This is a genomic window from Paraburkholderia sp. BL21I4N1 (assembly GCF_002973525.1).
Lineage (GTDB): Bacteria > Pseudomonadota > Gammaproteobacteria > Burkholderiales > Burkholderiaceae > Paraburkholderia.
Window position 1 is genome coordinate 166,588 of the sequence record NZ_PVEN01000009.1, and the last position, 20,525, is coordinate 187,112.

A 20,525-nucleotide genomic window follows, 5' to 3' on the forward strand; every position below is an offset into this window, starting at 1 on the left:
GGTTGGCGCAAGAGTGTGGGTCCATTGAGATCGTCCAGTCAGGAAGGAGTCGGTCCAGTCACCATGTCGTCCAGAATCGCCACGAATTGCCCGAGAAGTCGCGTCACCGTGTCTTCCCGGAGTTCTCGCGTGTCGTAAAACAGGCGTAGCCGCAGACCGTCGGCGTGCGGAATCAAACACAGCACCGTCTGATGATTACTGCCTGAAATGGCGTTCAGCGGTTTCAGACGGAACGGCGGTGCGCTACCGAAATCGGCCTCCGGCATATTCTCGAAGACGAACAGACTGCCGAACGGCGCTTGCGGCACCCACTGCGCGTCGTAATGGTTCAGCTCATGAAAGGCGAATTGCTGCCGGTCCGACTGGGTGCCGCGAATATCGTCGAGCAGATCGAACACGCTGCGTTGGCGAACATAGATCAAGCGCAAGACGGGACTGGCGACGAACAGGCCAACCAGACGCGCGACGTCGTCGATCTGCGCCGGCCGTTCGCTCATGGTGGTGCCGATCGCAATGTCGTCCTCGTTCAGATGGTCGGCCAGCACCCGTATCCACGCCAGTTGCGTGAGCTGGTTCGCGGTATAGCCGTGCGCCTTGCCGAATTCATAAAGCGCATCGTTCAGTTGACGCGTCAACGTCGAGGTAACACAGCGCATGCGCAGCACCCGACGCGTGTCGACGTGTTGGGGCGCGTCGATCGGCAGGCGTTGATTGCGCGGCGCGTCCTTCAGATAGGACGCCCAGAATGCCTGCGCCTCGCCCGGCTCGGCATGGCGAGACAGGTAGACGGGGAAAGGCATGAAGCTGCGCCTGCAGGCCGCTGGCGGCCGGCCTTGCTGAAGGGCGGCGTAAGCGGCGACGATTTCCGTCAGGAGGATGCCGAGCGACCATCCGTCGAGCAGAATGTGATTGAAGGTGTGAATCAGAATGTGCCGCTCGTTGCGCGCGGTCGCAATGAGCAGCCGGAATAAGGGCGGCCGTTCGAAATCGAATGGCGCGTTGCGCTGTTGCAGGATCGCCTCGTTCAGCGCGTGACGCTCCGCTTCCTGATCGAGCGAGCGCCAGGCCGCGAATTGAATGGGAAGCGGCACCTCCTTGCAGATGAACACCTGTGGATTGCCCAGCTGGTTCCGGTCCGTAAAACCCGCCCGCAGCATGTCGTGCTGCGCCACCACATGAGTCCAAGCGCTCGCCATGCGCTGGGGGGCGAACGTACCTTCTACTTCCATCACGACCTGATCGATCTGAAAGTCCGGATCGACGCGATTGAAGTACATCAGCTCACGCTGTCCATCCGTCGCGCGATAGACATTGTCGAGCGCATGGCGATGCTGAAGCCGATCCAGTTCAGCTAGCTCGATCGTTGCGTGGGGGAAGTCGCTGGGCGTGAAAAGACTCCGTTGCCGCGAGGTCAGGCTCGCGCACAAATCAAGGATGCCGTGAAGCGCCTGGGTGAAATCGCCGGCCAGTTTTTCCGCAACGTCACGCGGCAGCCGGCTTTTCAGGCTCAGCTGCAGGCGATGCTCGAATACACCGCCGTTGATATCGATGAGCGGGCCGGCATCATTGTCCGGGTCGATCTGCAAGCCGCAATCCTGCGTGGCGAGTTGCCATTCTCCGCTCGATTCGCTGGAAGAGAATTGCCCCAGATAGTTGAAGCTGATAGCCGGCAGACTGTGCGTGTCGAGCGCGCTTGCGTGCGCGGCGGCAGCGGCGCCGTATCTGAAAACGCCGTAGCCGAGGCCTTTGTCCGGAATCGCCCGCAGGCATTCCTTGACGTGACGTATCGTGGCGGTCAACGTGTCCTTGACCGCGAGCTTCACGGGATACAGGCAGGTGAACCAGCCAACCGTGCGACGCACGTCCAGACGCGGGTCGATCTCCTCGCGCCCGTGGCTTTCGAGTGTGAGCCAGCTCTCCGTGTAACCGTGCCAGCGATGGAGTGCGATGGCTAGCGCGCTGAGCAGGAGGTCGTCGATGCCGGTATGAAAAGCCGGGGCTGTTTCCTTGAGCAGGCGGCCGGTCTGCCGGACGTCGAGTTCGATGGCAACGGTTTCGTATCGAGCGGTAATGCCGGGTCGCTGCCAGTAATCCACCTGACCGTCCGTTTGCGCTTGCCACCAGGCGAGTTGGGCGGGATGCCGCGCGGCATAGCGCGCGGTGGCCTCGACCCATTGCCGGTAGCTGCTGCCTTTCTGGTCCAGCGAGCCGTCCTCGCACAATGTCTTGAGATCGTCGCGAATGATGCGCCAGGAGACCGTGTCGATCACCAGGTGATGCGCGGCGATGAACAGATGTTGCGGTCCGCCGAGACTCTCGGGGCGAATCCAGGCGACGCACCACAGCGGTCCGTGAGTCAGATCGAAACCGCTTTGTAATTGAGTGAGGCGTTGCTCAAGCGCTGGCCGATCCATGGCCGCATCCAGTTCCGTCACCGGTGGCGGTGCCAGCGTGGGCTGATAGGTCTGCGCGACGATGACCCCCGCATCGAGCCTGAAGGTGGCCCGCAACATGTCGTGGCGGCCATGCAGGGCCGCGACCAGCTTCTCGACCCTCGACCGTTCCAGCGGCGGGATACTGAAGGCAAACGCCTGATTCCAGTGGTGCGGCTGTGGATAGCCGCGGGAGGCGAACCAGCGCTGTACCGGCAGCAACGCGAACGGGCCACCAAGGGCACCCTGTTCGCTGATCCGGTCTTCCTCCGGTGGCCGGTTTTGCAGCCAGGCGGCCAGCCGGGCGATCGTGCGTTGTTCAAAGACGGCGCGCACCGGGCAAGCAAGCCGGTGTTTGCGCAGTTTGGTGGTCAGCAGGATGGCGAGAATGGAGTCGCCGCCCACGCGGTAAAAATCGTCGTCGACGCTAAGGTCGGTGATGTCGAGTACGTCACACCACACGTCATGCAGGATCTGTTCAAGCGCGGAACGAGGTGCGACGTGCGGGCTTTGAGCCGCTCGGGGTTCCAGTGTGAGCAGCGCCTTTCTGTCCAGCTTGCCGTTCGCGGTCAGCGGTAGCGCATCCAATGGAATGAAGTGGGCCGGAATCATGTAATCCGGCAATTTCAGGCTGAGCCACGCGCTCAGATCGTCGGCGCTCAACGGGCTTGCCGCGACATACCAGGCGAGCAGTTCATGCCGGCGACCGCTTTGTCCTACTTTTTCGCGCACGGTCACCGCGCATTGCCGGATGCCGGCATGCATCAGCAGCCTCGCTTCGATCTCGGCCGGTTCAATGCGATAGCCGCGGATCTTGATCTGGAAATCATTGCGGCCGATGTACTCCAGTTGACCCTCCGGCCGCCACCGAACCCGATCGCCGGTCCGGTACATGCGCGGGTTCCCGTCGCGCGCAAAGGGATCGGTGACGAAACGCTCGGCGGTCAGTGCCGGCAGATTCAGGTAACCGCGCGCCACCCCTTGGCCGCCTACGTAGAGCTCGCCGATCGCGCCTCTGGGAAGCAGCCTGCGCTGTCCGTCGAGGACGTAGCACGTGCGCTGCGAGAGCGCTCGGCCAATCGGAATCGAACCTGTCGTCTCGACGCGACCGATCGGGTAGGTCGTCGTGAAGACAGTGCATTCCGTCGGTCCATACGCGTTGAGGATACTTGCCGGGCGTTGCGTCTGGCCGGCCAGTCCACGCATGATGTCCGGCGTCAGCGCTTCGCCGCCCACCAGCAGGCAACGGAAGCCGGCGAATTGTGTGGGAGACGCCAGGTACATGTGATCGAATAGGCTTCGGGTGATAAAGCCGAGGGTCACCTGCTGTTGCCGCATGAACGCTTCGAAGAGCCGTGCGTCGCTGCATAACTCGTCGGGCTGCGTGGACAGCGCCAGTTTTGCGCCGTTGAGCAGGGCGCCCCAGAGTTCCAGCGTCGCGGCGTCGAAGGCGAGGTTCGCCAATTGCGGCAACGCGTCGTGCTCGTCGATACGCAGCGTGTTGGAGTCGACGAGCAGACCGACGATACTGCCTTGCTCGATCAACACGCCTTTAGGCTTGCCGGTGGTGCCGGACGTGTAGATCACCTGGGCCAGATCGCGAGGGGCGCGATAGATGCCGGGATTGTCTTCGGCTGCGGCCATGGCGCATTGCGCGTCGAACACGACGTGGTTCACGTCGGGCGCGCAGGATTGCAGGCTGTCGAGCAGATCGGCCTGCGTGACGACGAGGCGGCTGCCTGAATCTTCCAGGATATAGCGATGCCGTTCCGCAGGCGCTTTTGCATCCATCGGCACATAGGCGGCGCCCGCTTTCGTGACCGCCAGCAGCGCGATCAGTGCGTCCAGCCCGCGCGTCATGCAGACCGCGATCCGTGTATCCGGTTGAATCGGCGACCCGGTGCACTGCTGGTACTGCCGCCCTAGATGATGGGCGAGTTGATTGGCTCGCCGGTTGAGTGTCCGATAGTCGTACTGCCGCGTTTCATCGGCCAGCGCGATGCGAGCCGGGTGGCGTTCCACCATCGACTCGAAACGTTCAGCGAGACCGTAGCCGGGTGTGGGGCCGGGCGATGGATTCCATTCGCGAAGCAATTGATCCCGTTCAGCGCGGGAGAGGATATCCGGTTCCTCCTCAGCCGGGCTCTTTGACTCGCAGAGCGCGAGCAGGACGTTGTGTAGTTGTTCCATCAGGCGATCGATATCGCCGCAGGTAAAGCAACTGGCGTCGTAGTCGAAACGCAGTGTCAGGTCGTTCTCACGCTGGGTGGCGACGATCGCCAGCGGATAGTCGAGCCGTTCACCCGTTTCGCGCGCGAGTTCATGCCATGGCTTAGGCATCGCCGCGGTGTCGACACGATGCTCGAAAACAACCAGGCTGTGGAACAGAGGTTCTCTGTGCGGAAGTTGTTGTGCCTGCAACCTGGTTGCGCCGGCAAGCGAGTGTGTATCCAGTTGTGCAAGGCGCTGCTGGATCTGCCGCAGCATCTCGCTAGTGGCGCCGCCGGGTCGCCAGATCACCAGCAGCGGCAGGATGGGCGAGTGGCTACCCCGTGCGGTGGATTGCCTGTCGTCCATGTTCCCGCACGTCATGGTTCCGGCCACGGTCTGGTTGGCGTCGCTCCAGACGTGCAGGACCTGGTGCCAGCTGAATTGCACCACCGAACGGAGCGTCACCCCGTGTATGCCGGCCTGCTTGCGCAGCGCCGTGGTGGTGGCGGCATCGAGGGTCAACGAGCGGCATTCGGGATGGTTCAGATCGCCCGACTGCCGTGGGTCAAAACGGTTCGACGCCATGAGGCCGAGGTCGAAAGGCGGGTCGTCATTTTTGCACTCCTCGATCCACGGGCTGTCGGTCGCTGCGTCGGGCGCGTGCAACGGCGATGAACCCGCTCTGCCGGTGAACGGCAAATTGCCGATCGGGGTGTCGGGTTGGAGCAGGAGTTGCCGCAGGAAAAAGCGAAAATCCGTTGCGTACCGCTGTGCCTGTCCGGTCGATGACGGCTCGCAAAGCGCACGCACGCGAAAGTCGAAGCGTGACTCGCAGTCACAGTATTCCAGCAGCAGCGACGCGGCGCCCATGTCGTCGACATAGCGCTGATTGGCCTGGATGTCACAGCCGTCGAAACGATAGAGGCTATCGCGCAGGTTCGTTTGTGCGAAGCCTGTGTCGAAGTTCGTCGCGCCGCATGCGCGTGCAATCCGATGCGTGGGCCACTCGATAAAACGCGCGCCGTCGGCCGAGCGCGCGTTATGGAAAAACTGCAGGTTCTGCCGATAGAGTTGCCGGAACGTGCGGCCCGATATCGAGGTCATGGACAACAGGGCCACGTTGACGTGCGCACCCAGCGAAAGGTCATGGCCGGCCGCAATGGAAACGGGGAAGCCGAGCGACACGTTGTCGCGGCTCGCGTCGCGCGCGAGCAAGGCCCCCCACGCGCTGATGAACAGTTGGAACGGCGTTGCATGGCGCAAGGGTTGAGCCGCGCGCCAACGCCTCAGCTCCGTTTTGTCCAGCGAGAAATTCGCTGTTTGAACGGCCAGGGCGACGCTGTCATGACGCGGCTGCTGAGGTTGCGTGTTGATCTGGGTGAACGCGGGCCGAAGTCCGCGCCAGAAATTTTCGGCTCCCGCCTCGCGTAGCGCCTCGCAGTCGCGCGTGATCTTTTCATTGGCGGCGGCGATCTCGACCGCGTCACGCGGTTTCGGGCAGGCGGTCCGGTTGTAGCGCGCGGAGATTCCGTCGACAAGCTGAACACCGGAGACGCCGTCGATAATCAGATGGTGCATCACGACAAGAAGGTCGTATTCGCCGGGTCGAACTTCGAACACGCCGATCCGGTAGAGCGGCCCGCGTTCCACGTCGAATGCCTGCTTCGCGAAGTCGGCTTGCCCGCCGGCGCCGCGAAAGCACTGAAGCTTACCGGGTTCGCTGTTTTTGACCCAATGGATCGATTCGTCATCTTCTTGCGTCAGATGGCTGTCGAACAGAATGTGATCCGCAATGAAGCGCTCGAATGCATTCGAGAGACGACTTACGTCGAGCTTGCCGCGAATGGTGTGGTCGGCCACGACGTTGTAGGCGCACGACGTGGGGTCTAGCCTGAACTCGTTCCAGAAAATCGTTGAGTAGGGCGAGCATCTGATCTTGTCCACGGAAATTCCCATTAATCTAAAAGTCGGCGGTGATGTCGTGGGAGTTGCGTCAGCGTCGGTCGACGCGTCCGATCCAGACTCGCCGTTCATCAAAAACAGGTACCTCGTTCAGGTAACCGATCAGCATGCAGAGCGGCTTTCCATTAAGAACGGAAGTGGTTCGGAAGAGCGCCGGCAGACGTGATTCATGCAGCAGAATCCGGCAGGTCTCGCTGAATTGCGAGGCGACACCGAGGCTCCAGCGAATGTGAGATTCGCTGGTGTCGGAGAGGTCGACGACATCGGCGCAGTCTTCGGAAATCCCCAGGGCGAGGTACTTGTCTTCGTGATGAAGGTAGTGAACGGCCCGATACAGGGGATGGCATTTCAGGTAATCGTTGGTCTGCCGGTTTCTTTCGCGGCCGAATTGATTGCGCCACACACGGTCCGGAATGGTGTCCGCGTCGATTTCGGTGTAGGGCGCGACCCTGTCCGGTCGGCAGAATACTTCCGCGTAACGGATGACCTGGGTTCTGCTGGTGAAATGACGAACCAGAATCTTCTGGTAGGGGGAGATCTTTTTATTGTCTGAGAAGCAGACGATCAGATCGGCATCGGTATCGATCGCATGACGGATCAGGTCGAGAGCAACCGGTCCGGTTCGGCAGCGCGGGTCGACGCCGAGGTCGCCGATCAGATTGACTCTGAACGCGCAATCGTTCAGGCGGAATCTGTAGTGTCGTGAGTACGCGATACCGAGGCATTCCGCATTTTCCTCGAAGCAAATGGCTTGAGCCTCGACATATTGACTGTCGCGCGGATCCAGAAAATTCTTCCAGTTGAAGTAGGACCGGCCGCCGAGATCGCGGCCATAGAACCGTGTGAGCAGTTCATAGTCGCTTTCCTGAATTCTCCGTCGAACGTGCATGATTGCCTCCGAAAAAATATGCCGTGAAGGCCTGGTGGGCCGTTTGCACCAGCCTTTTTTCGCTTCGGGTTGCGCGGGTCAGGCCGATCCATCGCACAGAAGCTTCAATCCGGCTCGATCCACATCGAGCGAAAATGCCGCTATGCGCTCTCCGTTTACCAGCGCCACCGGACCCATGACGCGCAGTACCAACCCGATCCGCCAATAGAGTCGCGTCATACCGACTGGGGCGACACCGATCAAGCGTTGGATTCCTAAACAGGTTGAATATTGAAAAACGACCCGTAGAAGTTGACGCATTCTCAGGTGGTCGCACGTCACGTCGTCATGAAACGTGGTGAAGCGTGACATTTCCCACGTGCGAGGATCGCCCACCAGCGGCGTGGACAGCAGACCGGGAAACACGTCCGCTAGCAGATAAGGCCGGGTAGTGGGCAGCAGGCGCGCGTAGCCGCAGATCCGCCCGGTGTCGGTGTACCCGATCACATGGGTAGTGTCGTTCCGGTCGTATTGGTCCCACTCTTCGGTAATCGGCTTTCCGCCGCACGGCAAATCCCATTTCATGCGGTCGACGAATACCGCGTGCCGGTAGCGGCCAAGCTGCCGTCTGGCGGCGGGACTCAGGTTCTCCATGGTGACGATCGCAATGTCCCGCATGGCCCGCCCTCTATAGGTAACCGTAGGCGATCGCATAAGCGGCGGCCGCGACCTTCGACGAAGCGTTGAGTTTTCTCATGCAGTTTTTCAGGTGAAAGTTCACGGTATCGGCCGAGATGTCCAGCGCATTGGAGATGCTTTTGGCGGACCCGCCGTCGGCCGTCCAGCGCAGGATTTCAATTTCACGCCGGGTGAGGTTGATTTCTGTTGTGTCCTGCCGCTGCCTGTTGGCGATGTTGCTGATGCATGTCATCGACAGATGGCTGAGCGCGGCAAGGTAGGGCCGCAGCGCTTCTGCCTCGTGGGAACCTAGGGTGGTGCAATCGCGCGCAAGGGAGAAGACGCCGCAGCGTCCCCGTGCGTCCCAGCAGGGCTGGGAGATGCCGACTCGCAGTCCCGCTGCAGTGGCGTCGTCCCACAAGTTTTTTGCGTCGATGAAAAGTTGGTCGTTCCAGACGGTGGGCGTCAGGTCCCTGACGTCGAGCCTTGCGATCGGATCGATCTCCAGATAGTGCTGGTCGAGATAGCGCGATACCCATGGCGCGGGATAGGAGCTCTTGATGACGACGTTCCTGAAATGAAACGGTGGGCGCGTGTGGTAGCCGAATGCGCAATAGGCAAACCCGAGATTGTTTGATGCACCCGACAGCACATTGATCGCGTGGTCAATCTGCTCGCAGTTCTGCAGTTTGAAGAAGAGATCGTTCCACCATTCTGAGTGGTCAGGGCACATCGCTAGCTCCGCTTTCAAATGTGTGTTAACTGACACAAGTCTCTATATTTAGTTCGGACTATTGATTGGCGTAAAAGAAGTTAAACCGACTGATGACGTCGATTCCCTTACGCGAGTGTGCATGATAAAGGCGAATCGCGATGGGTTGCCGTACACAAGGGGTGTTTCCCCACGTTTCGATGCGCGACTTAAGGGCGCGCTTGCAGTCGACGTGGTGAATGGAAAGTTGGGACATCTTCAGTGGTGGCTATGCCGGCTCTGTAATCGCACCTACCAAAAATGGGAGCTTTCTTGGGCTCAGGTTCGTGTAATTGTTTGCGCAGGCAGATTGGTCGAGATAGGTTCCAATCCGTGCGCTGCTGTTTTTGTCGTGGACGTCGAGCGCATTTCAAACAAAGGAGTCTGCAATGCTTGAATCGTTTTCTGGAAATGGCGATCTTCCTGTTTTTGATCCCGGGAAAGACTGGATCACGCTGGGCAAGGATCAATCGAGAGCTGAATTGAATCAGGCTTTCGCCTACGTGCAGCAACGGGCAATCGAAGACAATTTGTCGATGAGCTTCGAAGGCAATCAGTCGCGCCCTTATCCGGTCATGTCGGGACTGTGCGCGCTGCACCCCGAGACAGAAGAGATTCTCGCGGCACGGATCAGGACGGTATTCAACGCATTGCAGAAGATCGTCGCCACGTACCGGACCGACAGGAACCTGCAGCACTTTCTCGACATTCCGAAGCCGCTGAACCGCTGGATCAAGGAAGACGAACTACCGCCGAACAAACGGATCGATCTGTGCCGTTTCGATTTGATGGGGCGTAACCTGGCGCAATTGAAAATCATCGAATTCAACGCGAATGCGCCGGGCGGCATTGTGTACGCGGGCATGATCAACCGCTATTGGCGGCAGGCGCCGTGGTCCGCGGAGTTGATCGAGTCGTGGGGCGGCGCCCCGTCGGTTTTCGAGCGGGAAGATTGGGTCGCCGACTGGCTTTTACAGCTGGCCGAAGCGCGCGGCATGGAAGCGATCGAAAGTATCGCGCTGCTGCATCCCGCGGGCGGCAATATTCTCGAACTGCCTCATCTGAAGCGGCGGCTGGAGGCGTACGGCCTGCGTGCCGCCATGCTGAGCCCGGAGCAACTATTCGAAGATGCCGACTCCTCGTTTCGACTCGGCTACCTGAAATACGGCGTTCAGCGCGCCATTCAGGACATCGGACAATGGGACCGCTTTTGCCGCAGCGTCGTGGAAGGGCGCCTCGTGATCCCGTCGTCGCTGTCGGGACGCTGGATCGGCGACAACAAGCTCTGTATCGCCGTCATGTCGGACCCGCGCTTCGCCTATCTGTTCGACGACGCCGAACGCGCGGCGATTCACGCCCTCGTGCCGCTAAGCCGCAAGCTCGGCGACGGCGTGAGCCGCGCGGACCTGCTCAACAATAAAGACGACTTCGTCATCAAGCATCCGTACGGCACACGCGGCGCGTCGGTGCATGTCGGCCGCGATTACGATTCGGCGACGTGGACGGACCTGATCATGCAGACGTCTTCCTCGGGCTACGTCGTACAGCGCTACGTCGACTCGGAATGCGAGGTCGAGGGCGAGACGTGCTTCCGGGATCTGGTGGTGACGATCGCCAGCGGCGAAATTGCCGGCTATGGATCGCGCGTCAGCCGGGTGCGCAAAGTCAACATCGCGCAGGAGGGTCGCAAGATGGCGGTACTGAGTTCGCGACGCGCCATGCGCTGATCCAGGCCGGTGCGACTTTTTTCGCGACGCTGGCTCGCCCACCAGGGCAAGCGCTTCGACGCGCTGGGCTGCCGGGATTTCCGACGCTTCACCTATGGCAATGGCCTGTCGCTGATCGGAACATGGTTGCAACGGGTCGGCGCGGGCTGGCTCGCATGGGACGCCAGCCATTCGAGCGTCTGGCTCGGCGTCGTGGCGTTCGCCGATCTGTTTCCCACGCTACTGTTCGCGCCGCTCGCGGGTGTGATGGCGGACCGCTGCGACCGGCGCAAGGTGATGCTGGTCTGCCAGTGCGTCGCGTTGGCCGTGACTGTCCTGCAGTGTGGTCTATTGCTGGCCGGTGCCCAGTCGCTCGCAGCGCTGCTGGTGACGACGTCGATCGCGGGTACCGCGAATGCGCTGTGTCAGCCCGCGCGGATGGCCTGGATATCGAGCCTCGTGCCGCCGCCGCGGCTCGCGTCGGCGGTGGCGATCAATTCGCTGTGCTTCAATCTCGCGCGTTTCGCCGGACCTGCTGTCGCGGGCGCGGTGCTGCTCGAATTTGGCGCGGCGGCGCTGTTTGGATTGAATGCGCTCAGCTATGGGGTCTTCATTGGCGTGCTAATGCGCCTGCCAGCTGCCCCAACGCCTGCCGTCATGGCGCCTTACGCCCGGTGGTTCGGCGACGCGCTGGACGGCTTTCGGTACCTTGGATCGGTCGCGTATCTAAGGGGCGTTTTTGTCATCACGGCGGCGTCGGCCGTGTGCATTCGCGGTATTCCGGAACTGGCGCCAGCCATCAGCGAACAACTGCTGCGGCAGGGGCCGCGTGGCTTCGCGTCGCTGGTGGCCGCGGCGGGCGCGGGAGCGTTGGCGGGTGGCGTCTGGTTCAGCGGGCGCGACGGCACGCGATGTGTGGCGACCCTGATCCGGCATCACGTGCTGGCGGCGTCGCTCGTTACATTGGCATTGGCGTTGACGCGCGATTTGCGGCTCGCGCTCGCGCTCTTCTTCGCGATGGGCTTTTCGGTCGTCGTGACCGGCATCGGGACGCAGACATTGATTCACCAGTCGGTGCCGGAGCAGATGCGCGGGCGTGTGCTGGGATCGTATGGGGTGATTTATCGCGCCGGACCGGCACTGAGCGCGTTGTGGCTCGGTGCGGCCGCGCCGCTCGCCGGACTGCGCACGGCGCTTGGATTGGGCGGCTTGCTGTGCGTGGCGGTGTGTTTCGTGGCGAGCGTCCGGGTGCGTCGGGCGGCTCGCAACATGGCGCGGCCGCGCCGAGCGCGTTAGCGCGGCTGACTCACCTCACTCGCCCAGCGTCCCCGCCTCCTGCTGGTTCTGGTAATGCGCGCGTTTTTCCTCGTACATCAGCAGATCCGCGCGCTGCACGCCCGTTTCGAGCCGGTCGCCGCGCTGGCAGGTCGAGGCGCCCATCGAAAAACTCAGCGGCGAGCCCGGATAAAACTGGTTGTTCATCTCCACCAGCTGGCGGATCGCCTCTATCATCGCCGCGCCGCCACGTTCGTCGGTGTCGGGCATCAGGATCGCGAATTCGTCGCCGCCAATCCGCGCGGCGTGAAATGGCGTGTCCATCGCCTTGGCGAGCACTTCGCCGGCACGCCGCAACAGCGCGTCGCCGGCGGCGTGGCCGAGCTGGTCGTTGACGCGTTTGAGGCCGTTCAGATCGGCCATGATGATGGTCACCGGCCACGGGCCTTTACGCTCCAGGCGGTTCAGTTCATCGACATAGAACGAACGGTTGCGCAGTTTGGTCAGCACGTCGTGCTTGCCGAGGAATTCCAGGTAGGCTTCGGCCTTCTTGCGCGCGGTGATGTCGGTCAGCGCCACCAGCACCAGGTCCCAGTTTTGCTCGTGTCCCGGCAGCACGGAGAATTGCAGGTGCACATGCACCTCGCCGCCGTCGAGCGAATAGTTGAGCACCTCGCGCTGCTGGAACAGCTTGTTGTCCCACAGATCGATCAACTGCTCGCGAAAATGCGGCCGCATGTCGTCGCGGAATACGTCGGCCAGACGCGCCAGCAGCGTGGGTTTGTCTTTGGCGGCGAACATGTCGAGCGTGTGCTGGTTCACGTCGAGCACATGGATTTCCTGCATGCAACGCTCGACGAACTCGGGGTGCACGTCGGTGAACACGCGAAAATCGCTGATGCCGGCCGCCCGCGCGTCGTCGAGCAGGCGTTTGACCGCGCTGAAGTCCTCCACCCACAGCGACACCGGCGAATGCTCGAACAGCCCGCGCACGTATTGTTCGGCGAGCGTGACGCGATGCCTGGCGCCTTCCAGTTCCGTGATGTCCTCGACCGACACCAGCACGCGGTCCCAGTTCGCTTCGTGGCCGGGCAGCACGGCGCCCTTGAGCAGCACGTCGAGGCGCCGGCCGCCGAGCGTGTAGTTGACCGTATGGCTCGTGAATTGCGAGTGACCCGCCCACAACTGGCACAGCTCTTCGAGGTGGGTCTTGAGCATGTCGTCGCGGAATACGGCGGCCAGGTTGCCGGTGAGCGCGTCGAAATCGGCGGCTTCGAACTGCGTCAGCGTCTTCTGATTGACCTTGATGACGCGGATGCTGTGCGCGCAGTCGGCGACCCGGCTCGGGTCCGCGGCGAAGTAGGCGCGCAGATCCGTGACGCCTTCGGCTCGCCACGCGTCGAATAGCGCGCGCACGCCGCTGAAGTCTTCGAGCCAGAGCGAGACCGGTGCGAGTTCGAACATTTCGGAGTCGTCGCCCGCTGCCCCCCGCGGCGTTGCTTCGGGGCGGCTGATTTGCCGGGCGGCGGCGGAGGCGGGGTCGTGCGGGAGCATATCCAGCATGGGATTCTCGGGGTCGGAGTAGCCGCTATTCTAAGACGGTTAGGCGTTGGGTAAAAACAAACCCGCGCGGCGCGTCGCTTTTGCAGGGCCTGTCCGGCAAGCTAACGGCGCGCAGCGACTTCGGGCGAGGCCGCTCGCCAGCGTGTCTTCGAGTGCCTTGCTACACTGATCCGCCGTCGATTCCGTCTGCCAACCCGGTTAAAAAACGCCCCGTCATGAAGCCATCCCTGCTGGTTCTGATTCCCCTGAACGACCCGAGCCGCGCCAGTATCGACGCGGCCTTCGACGCCATTCACGCCCCCGACAGCGCTCAGCGCGCCGCCGCGATCGCCGCGCACGGCGGGATCTTTCGCGCGGTGCTGACCAACGGCACGACCGGGCTGAGCGCCGCGGAGATCGACCAGATGCCGCAACTCGAATTGCTCAGCGCGCTAGGCGCCGGCTACGAAAACCTCGCTGTCGACCACGCCCGTGCGCGCGGGATCGTGGTCGTCAATGGCGCGGGCACCAACGACCATTGCGTGGCCGACCACGCGTTCGCGTTGCTGCTCGCGGTGGTGCGCGACGTGCCGCAACTCGACCAGGCGACCCGCGTGGGCGTCTGGCGCGACACGTTGCCCATGCGTCCGAACGTCTCCGGCAAGCGCCTCGGCATAGTCGGACTCGGCAATATCGGCGCGAAGGTCGCGCGCCGGGGCGGCGGCTTCGATATGGAGGTCGCTTATCACAACCGTACGCCGCGTGCGGGCTCGCCGCTGCGTTACTTCGACAGTGTGACGGCGCTCGCGCAGTGGAGCGATTTCCTGGTGGTGGCGACGCCGGGCGGCGCGGGCACGCGTCATCTGATCGACGCGAGGGTGCTCGACGCGTTGGGTCCGCAAGGCTTCGTGGTCAACGTGTCGCGCGGCAGCGTGCTCGACACGGCGGCGCTCGCGCAAGCCCTGGCCGCGGGGACGATTGCCGGCGCCGCGCTCGACGTCTACGAAGGCGAGCCGCATCCGCCCGAGGCGCTGCTGGCGCTGCGCAACGTGGTGCTGACACCGCATGTGGGCGGCCGGTCGCCGGAGGCGTTCGCGGCTTCGGTCGACAATTTCCTGAGCAACGCCAAACGGCATTTCGCCGGTGAGCCGGTGCTGACGCCGATCTGATGCGGATTTGATGCGGATTTGATGCTGCGCCGATCGCATCACAACGGCCCCACTGAAAGCCAAACCGAAACTATCGGCGCCGCGGATAGTTTCTCTCACGAATAGCGATTTCCCTTGCGGGGCCGCGGCGCATAGGATGGTCGATATTGGATCATCAGCGCTTCGGTCAGCCGAAGCCGCGACGGAGACCCCGCATGGAACACCACGCCCGCACGCAGGACGAACGGCTCGAGGTCAAGACCACCACCTGTTACATGTGTGCGTGCCGCTGCGGGATTCGCGTGCATCTGCGCGAAGGCGAGGTGCGCTATATAGACGGTAACCCGGAGCACCCGCTCAACCAGGGCGTGATCTGCGCGAAGGGCGCCTCGGGCATCATGAAGCAGTATTCCCCCGCACGCCTGACCCAGCCGCTAATGCGTAAGCCCGACGCCGAGCGGGGCAGCGCGCAGTTCGAGCCGGTCACGTGGGACCACGCGTTCGAGGTGCTCGAAAAGCGCCTGGGTGCAATCCGCGCCACCGACCCGAAGAAATTCGCGCTCTTCACCGGCCGCGACCAGATGCAGGCGCTGACCGGCCTGTTCGCCAAGCAGTTCGGCACGCCCAACTACGCGGCGCACGGCGGCTTCTGCTCGTCCAATATGGCGGCCGGCATGATCTATACGATCGGCGGCTCATTCTGGGAATTCGGCGGCCCGGATCTGGACAGCGCGAAGCTGTTCTTCATGATCGGCACCGCCGAAGACCATCATTCGAATCCGCTCAAGATCGCCATTTCGAAGTTCAAGCGCGCGGGCGGACGCTTTATCGCGATCAATCCGATCCGCACCGGCTACGCCGCGATCGCCGACGAATGGGTGCCGATCAAGCCCGGCACCGACGGCGCGCTGTTCATGGCGTTCCTGCACGAACTGATCGCCGCCGACGCCTGGGACCACGAGTTCGTCCAGCGCTACACCAACGCGGCCGAACTCGTCGACCTCGACGAAAGCAGCGCCAACTTCGGCCTGTTCGTGCGCGATCCGCAGCGGCCGGCCGGCAATCCGCTGTTTCCGCAGAATCATCTATGGTGGGACGCCGCTGCCGCGCGCGCGGTGCCGCATCACACGCCGGGTGTGACGCCTGCACTCGACGGCCGCTACACGCTCGAAGACGGCACGCCGGTCACGCCGTCGTTCGCGTTGCTGCGCGAGCGCGTGGCCACTTGCACGCCGGAGTGGGCGGCCGGGATTACGGGAATCGCGGCGGACACGATCCGCCGCCTCGCCGGCGAAATGGTCCAGGTGAGCCGCGACCACCGCATCACGCTGCCGATCCGCTGGACCGACGCCTGGGGCGAAACCCACGAAACGGTCACCGGCAACCCGGTCGCCTTTCACGCCATGCGCGGGCTCGCGGCGCATTCGAACGGCTTCCAGTCGATCCGCGCGCTGGCCGTGCTGATGTCGCTGCTCGGCACGATCGACCGGCCCGGCGGCTTTCGTCACAAGTCGCCATTTCCGCGCGCCGTGCCTCCCTCCGCGAAACCGCCGAATAGCCCCGACGCCGTCAAGCCGAACACGCCGCTCGCCACCGGCCCGCTCGGCTGGCCGGCCGCGCCCGAAGACCTATTTATCGACGAGCAGGGCGGCCCGGTGCGGATCGACAAGGCCTTCTCGTGGGAATATCCGCTCGCCGTGCATGGCCTGATGCATAGCGTGATCACCAACGCGTGGCGCGGCGACCCGTACCCGATCGACACACTGATGATTTTCATGGCCAACATGGCGTGGAATTCGTCGATGAATACGATGAAAGTGCGCGAGATGCTGGTCGACAGGCATGCGGACGGCGAGTACAAGATTCCGTTTCTGGTGGTGTGCGACGCGTTCCAGTCGGAGATGACGGCGTTCGCCGATCTGATCTTGCCGGACACGACGTATCTGGAGCGCCACGACGCCATGTCGATGCTAGACCGGCCGATCTCCGAATTCGACGGTCCGGTGGATTCGGTACGCGTGCCGGTCGTGCCGCCCACCGGCGAGTGCAAGCCGTTCCAGGAAGTGCTGATCGAACTCGCTTCACGCCTGAAGTTTCCGGCCTTCACGAGCGCTGACGGAACGCGGCGGTTTCGCGACTATCCCAACTTCGTGGTCAATTTCACGACCGCGCCGGAGTCCGGCGTCGGCTTTCTGATCGGCTGGCGCGGCAAGGACGGCGACAAGGCGCTGGTCGGCGAGCCGAATCCGAATCAATGGGAGCAATACGCGAAAAGCAACTGCGTGTTCCATTACCGCTTGCCCGAAGACATGCAGTACATGCGCAACTGCAACGGGCCGTATCTCGACTGGGCGGTGAAGAAGGGCTTTCGCAAATTCAGCGAGCCGATCCTGATCCAGCTTTACTCCGACGTGATGCAGAAATTCCGGCTCGCCGCGCAGGGGCGCACGAGCGGCCGGCAACCGCCGGATCATCTGCGCGCGCGCGTCGAAACGTATTTCGATCCGCTGCCGTTCTGGTACGCGCCGCTGGAAAGCGCCGCGACAGACCTCGAACGTTTTCCGCTGGCCGCCGTGACGCAGCGGCCGATGGCGATGTACCACTCGTGGGATTCGCAGAACGCCTGGCTGCGGCAGATTCATGGCGAGAACTATCTGTACATGAATCCGCTGATGGCCGCCGAAAACGGCATTGCCGACGGCAGCTGGATCTACGCCGAATCACAGTGGGGCCGCGTGCGCTGCATGGCGCGCTTCAGCGAAGCGGTCGAGCCGGGCACCGTGTGGACGTGGAACGCGATCGGCAAGGCGGCGGGGGCGTGGAACCTCAGCGCGGACGCGAACGAATCGCAGCGCGGCTTCCTGCTCAATCACCTCATCACCGACGAATTGCCGGCCGGCGACCACACGGCCGCGCGCTTCTCGAATTCGGATCCGGTGACGGGGCAGGCCGCCTGGTACGACGTCAGGGTGCGGCTTTATCCGGCGGAAGCGGATGCACGTCAAACGTTGCCGCAGTTTGCGACGATGCCGGCGTTGCCGGGTTCGAACGGGGTGATCTCGCGCATCGTGCAGACGTATTTCGCGGGGCGGGGGGAGTTTGCGGCGCGCTTGCGTGGCGCGAGCGGACGTAAGTGACCGGACGCGCCGGGCGAGGAGCGCGGAGGCAGGTCCGCAAGCAGCAGGCGGCGAAAGACAGGCAGCGAAGGAGCCTTTGATGACACAGATGGCATTGGTGATCGACCTGAACGTCTGCGTGGGTTGCCACGCGTGCGTGACGAGTTGCAAGGAGTGGAACACGTCGGGCGAATCGGGCAGTCTCGCGGACCTGAATCCGTACGACTCGGACCCGTCCGGCACCTTCTTCAACCGGGTTCAGAGCTTCGAGGCGGGCAGTTTTCCGAACGCCGAGACGATCCATTTTCCGAAGTCGTGTCTACACTGCGAAGACCCGCCATGCGTGCCCGTCTGTCCGACCGGTGCGAGCTATAAGCGTAAGGAAGACGGGCTCGTGCTGGTGGACTTCGACCGCTGTATCGGCTGCAAGTACTGCGCGTGGGCATGCCCCTACGGCGCGCGCGAACTCGACGAATCGCGCAAGGAAATGACCAAGTGCACGCTGTGCGTCGATCGGATTCACGACGAGAATCTCTCCGAGCGGGATCGTCAGCCGGCTTGTGTGCTTGCGTGTCCCACCTCCGCGCGGTTGTTCGGCGATATTCACGACCCGGACTCGGTGGTGTCGAAAGCGATCGAGGAACGCGGCGGTTATCAGTTGATGCCCGAGTGGAACACGCGGCCCGCGAACCACTATTTGCCGCGTGTGCCGACCGAGGCCGCCGGCTGCGGCAGCGGCGCGTGCTCGTGCAAATCCACCGGTTCGGCGAGCGACTCGACGGATGCGACCCGTGCGCCGGCCTCGCTCGACGCACAACTCGAGCGCGGTGAACTGCATCTCGCGTCGATGGCAACGCGCATCTAGCGCATCCAGATAAGTAAGAGGACCTCGCGATGAATCCGGCTTTCTCTGTCGTCTTCCTCACCACCTTGAGCGGCGCGGCTCAAGGGCTGCTGATCGCGCTCGTCGGCGTGGAGAGCGCCGCGCAACTGGGGCTGATCGCGTCGCCCGGCGCCGCGTTCTATGTCACCGGCGCGGGCGTGTCGGTGATCCTGGGCGGGCTCGGCCTGATCGCGTCGTTTTTCCATCTGGGGCACCCTGAACGCGCATGGCGAGCCATCGCCATGTGGCGCACGTCGTGGCTGTCGCGTGAATGTTTGTGCCTGCCGGCGTTTCTCGCCTGCGTGTTTTTCTACGGCGTCGCGCACTGGCTAGGCTCGCCATGGTCGCTCGCGCTCGGCTGGCTCGGCGTGCTGGCGAGCGCCGCGCTGTTCGTCTGCACGGCGATGATTTACGCGTGCCTGCGCTTTCTGCAGGAGTGGGCCACGCCGCTTACGCTGGTCAACTTCGCGTTGCTCGGTTGCGCGTCCGGCTTCACGCTGGCGACCGCGTTGAGCGCCTGGTTCGTGCCCGCGCCGACCGGCGGCCTCGCGTTGTGTGCCTGCGTGCTGACGCTTGCCGGTTGTGCGAGCCGCTCGGCGTCGCTGGTGCGCAATGCGCGTTTGCGGCCGAAGTCGACCGTGCAGAGCGCCACCGGTATTCGCAATCCGAAACTGGTGCAGGTGTCGCGCGGGTTCACCGCCGGCGCGTTCAATCTGCGTGAGTTTTTCCACGGCAAATCGGCCGGCACGTTGCGCGGGATCAAATGGGGTTTCCTGGCGACGGCGTTCGTCGCACCGATCGTGTTGATTGCGCTGGGCGCGAGCTTGCGTTCGCTCGGCGGGTCGCTGAGTCTGCTGGCCGCCGCGTGTCTCGTGCAGTACGCGGGGCTGGTCGCGGAACGCTGGTTTTTCTTCGCCGAGGCGAAGCATCCGCAGAATCTGTATTACGCGCGGGTGGGGTGAGCAAGGTCAGCGGGCACGCAGACTCGCCGTCACGCGGCGCGTTAGTTTACTTCCCCGCGCGCGTTGGGCGGCGGCGTGGCGTGGCCACTTTTTTCGCGGCGGTAGATTCCGAAGCGCCCGCCGCGCCGGTCACGTTCGCCTTCTTGCCCGCTGCCTTACTTTTTCTCTTCGCCGCCTCGACCGGTTTCGTATTATTGGCCAGCGACACGAATACCGAATGGTCGTCGTCGAACAACTGAAGCGTGCCGACCGAAATCAACTCCGCGACCCCGTCGCCGAGGTTGGTCACGCGATGCTGCTGCTGTGCGTCGAAATGCAGCGAGTCGCCTGAAGCCAGCAGATATTCCTTCTTGCCGACCGCGTAGCTCACCTGCCCCGAGAGCACATAAACGAATTCGTCGCCGCCATGCGCGACCCATTCGGAGCGGTATCCCTCCAGCAACTGCACCTTGACCGCGTTCAGCAGGCTGCCATTGAAGGTGGTGGAGAGTCGTTCGTAGCGCTGCTGGGTGTCGTCGAGCGAATAGGACTCGCGGGCGCCCTGGTGCGAATCCGGCTGCTCCTGACGCGGTTGATCGACCAGCACCCCGAGCGGCACGTTCAGCGCCTTCGCGACATTGACGAGCGACGAAATCGAAATTCCCGTCAGATTGCGCTCGACCTGCGACATGAAGCCGATCGACAGGTTCGCTGCCGACGCCACTTCCAGAAGCGTCAATTTCGCTTCCCGGCGCAAGCGGCGAATGCGCTGGCCGATGTGCATGATGTCGGAATCCATGAAGCTCCTTCAAAGCGGCGATAGACAAAGCATGCGGACAATGTCGCGGCGTTGCCGGCGTTTCACTTTCCGAGAAATCGCACGAAGCGCAGCCGTCCGGTCGAATGCAGGCCGCATTGTAGCGCGCCGAATTCGCGGTTTCGTCCGACGATGCCAGCGGTGTGACGGATTTCAACCGCCTGGCAGACGGGGCGGCGGGGCAAGTTCACCGCA

At 62.9% G+C, this 20,525-nt stretch carries 12 protein-coding genes; 6 read left to right on the top strand and 6 right to left on the bottom strand.

Going from position 1 to position 20,525, the window contains the following annotated elements; translation table 11 throughout:
- Nucleotides 1-38 precede the first annotated feature (38 nt).
- From B0G83_RS22965 to B0G83_RS22980, 4 genes are all read right to left on the bottom strand, one after another.
- Entirely contained in the window at nt 39-6,587 is a 6,549-nt protein-coding gene (locus tag B0G83_RS22965; RefSeq protein WP_181157037.1) for a non-ribosomal peptide synthetase, read from the bottom strand.
- A 49-nt stretch (nt 6,588-6,636) separates the two neighbouring features.
- Entirely contained in the window at nt 6,637-7,494 is an 858-nt protein-coding gene (locus B0G83_RS22970) for a hypothetical protein (protein WP_105509696.1), read from the bottom strand.
- Nucleotides 7,495-7,572: 78 nt separating this feature from the next.
- Nucleotides 7,573-8,151, bottom strand: coding sequence for an acyl-homoserine-lactone synthase (locus tag B0G83_RS22975; protein WP_181157039.1), 579 nt, complete (start codon nt 8,149-8,151; stop codon nt 7,573-7,575).
- Nucleotides 8,152-8,161: 10 nt separating this feature from the next.
- On the bottom strand, nt 8,162-8,884 hold the full coding sequence (locus B0G83_RS22980; RefSeq protein ID WP_105509698.1) for an autoinducer binding domain-containing protein: 723 nt from the start codon (nt 8,882-8,884) through the stop codon (nt 8,162-8,164).
- Between the two features lie 407 nt (nt 8,885-9,291).
- On the opposite strand from B0G83_RS22980, the gene B0G83_RS22985 reads away from it, so the two are divergent.
- Nucleotides 9,292-10,629, top strand: a complete 1,338-nt coding sequence (locus B0G83_RS22985) for a hypothetical protein (RefSeq protein ID WP_105509699.1) — start codon at nt 9,292-9,294, stop codon at nt 10,627-10,629.
- A gap of 9 nt (nt 10,630-10,638) precedes the next feature.
- A complete protein-coding gene (locus B0G83_RS22990) occupies nt 10,639-11,904 on the top strand; it encodes an MFS transporter (RefSeq protein WP_105509700.1) in 1,266 nt (421 codons plus the stop codon).
- Between the two features lie 15 nt (nt 11,905-11,919).
- On the opposite strand, the gene B0G83_RS22995 is transcribed toward B0G83_RS22990, so the two are convergent.
- Entirely contained in the window at nt 11,920-13,446 is a 1,527-nt protein-coding gene (locus B0G83_RS22995) for a diguanylate cyclase domain-containing protein (protein ID WP_374954934.1), read from the bottom strand.
- Nucleotides 13,447-13,661: 215 nt separating this feature from the next.
- Here B0G83_RS22995 and B0G83_RS23000 point away from each other — a divergent pair, with 215 nt between their 5' ends.
- The 4 genes from B0G83_RS23000 (at nt 13,662) to B0G83_RS23015 (ending at nt 19,534) form a co-directional block, all read left to right on the top strand.
- Nucleotides 13,662-14,594, top strand: a complete 933-nt coding sequence (locus B0G83_RS23000; protein ID WP_105509701.1) for a 2-hydroxyacid dehydrogenase — start codon at nt 13,662-13,664, stop codon at nt 14,592-14,594.
- A gap of 194 nt (nt 14,595-14,788) precedes the next feature.
- A complete protein-coding gene (locus B0G83_RS23005; protein WP_105509702.1) occupies nt 14,789-17,710 on the top strand; it encodes a molybdopterin-dependent oxidoreductase in 2,922 nt (973 codons plus the stop codon).
- Between the two features lie 79 nt (nt 17,711-17,789).
- The gene (locus B0G83_RS23010; RefSeq protein WP_105509703.1) at nt 17,790-18,554 is read left to right on the top strand and encodes a 4Fe-4S dicluster domain-containing protein; all 765 of its coding nucleotides are present in this window, start codon (nt 17,790-17,792) and stop codon (nt 18,552-18,554) included.
- A 29-nt stretch (nt 18,555-18,583) separates the two neighbouring features.
- Complete coding sequence (locus B0G83_RS23015; RefSeq protein WP_105509704.1) at nt 18,584-19,534, top strand: DmsC/YnfH family molybdoenzyme membrane anchor subunit; 951 nt, start codon at nt 18,584-18,586, stop codon at nt 19,532-19,534.
- A 46-nt stretch (nt 19,535-19,580) separates the two neighbouring features.
- On the opposite strand, the gene B0G83_RS23020 is transcribed toward B0G83_RS23015, so the two are convergent.
- A complete protein-coding gene (locus tag B0G83_RS23020; protein ID WP_105509705.1) occupies nt 19,581-20,312 on the bottom strand; it encodes a helix-turn-helix domain-containing protein in 732 nt (243 codons plus the stop codon).
- Between the last annotated feature and the right edge of the window lie 213 nt (nt 20,313-20,525).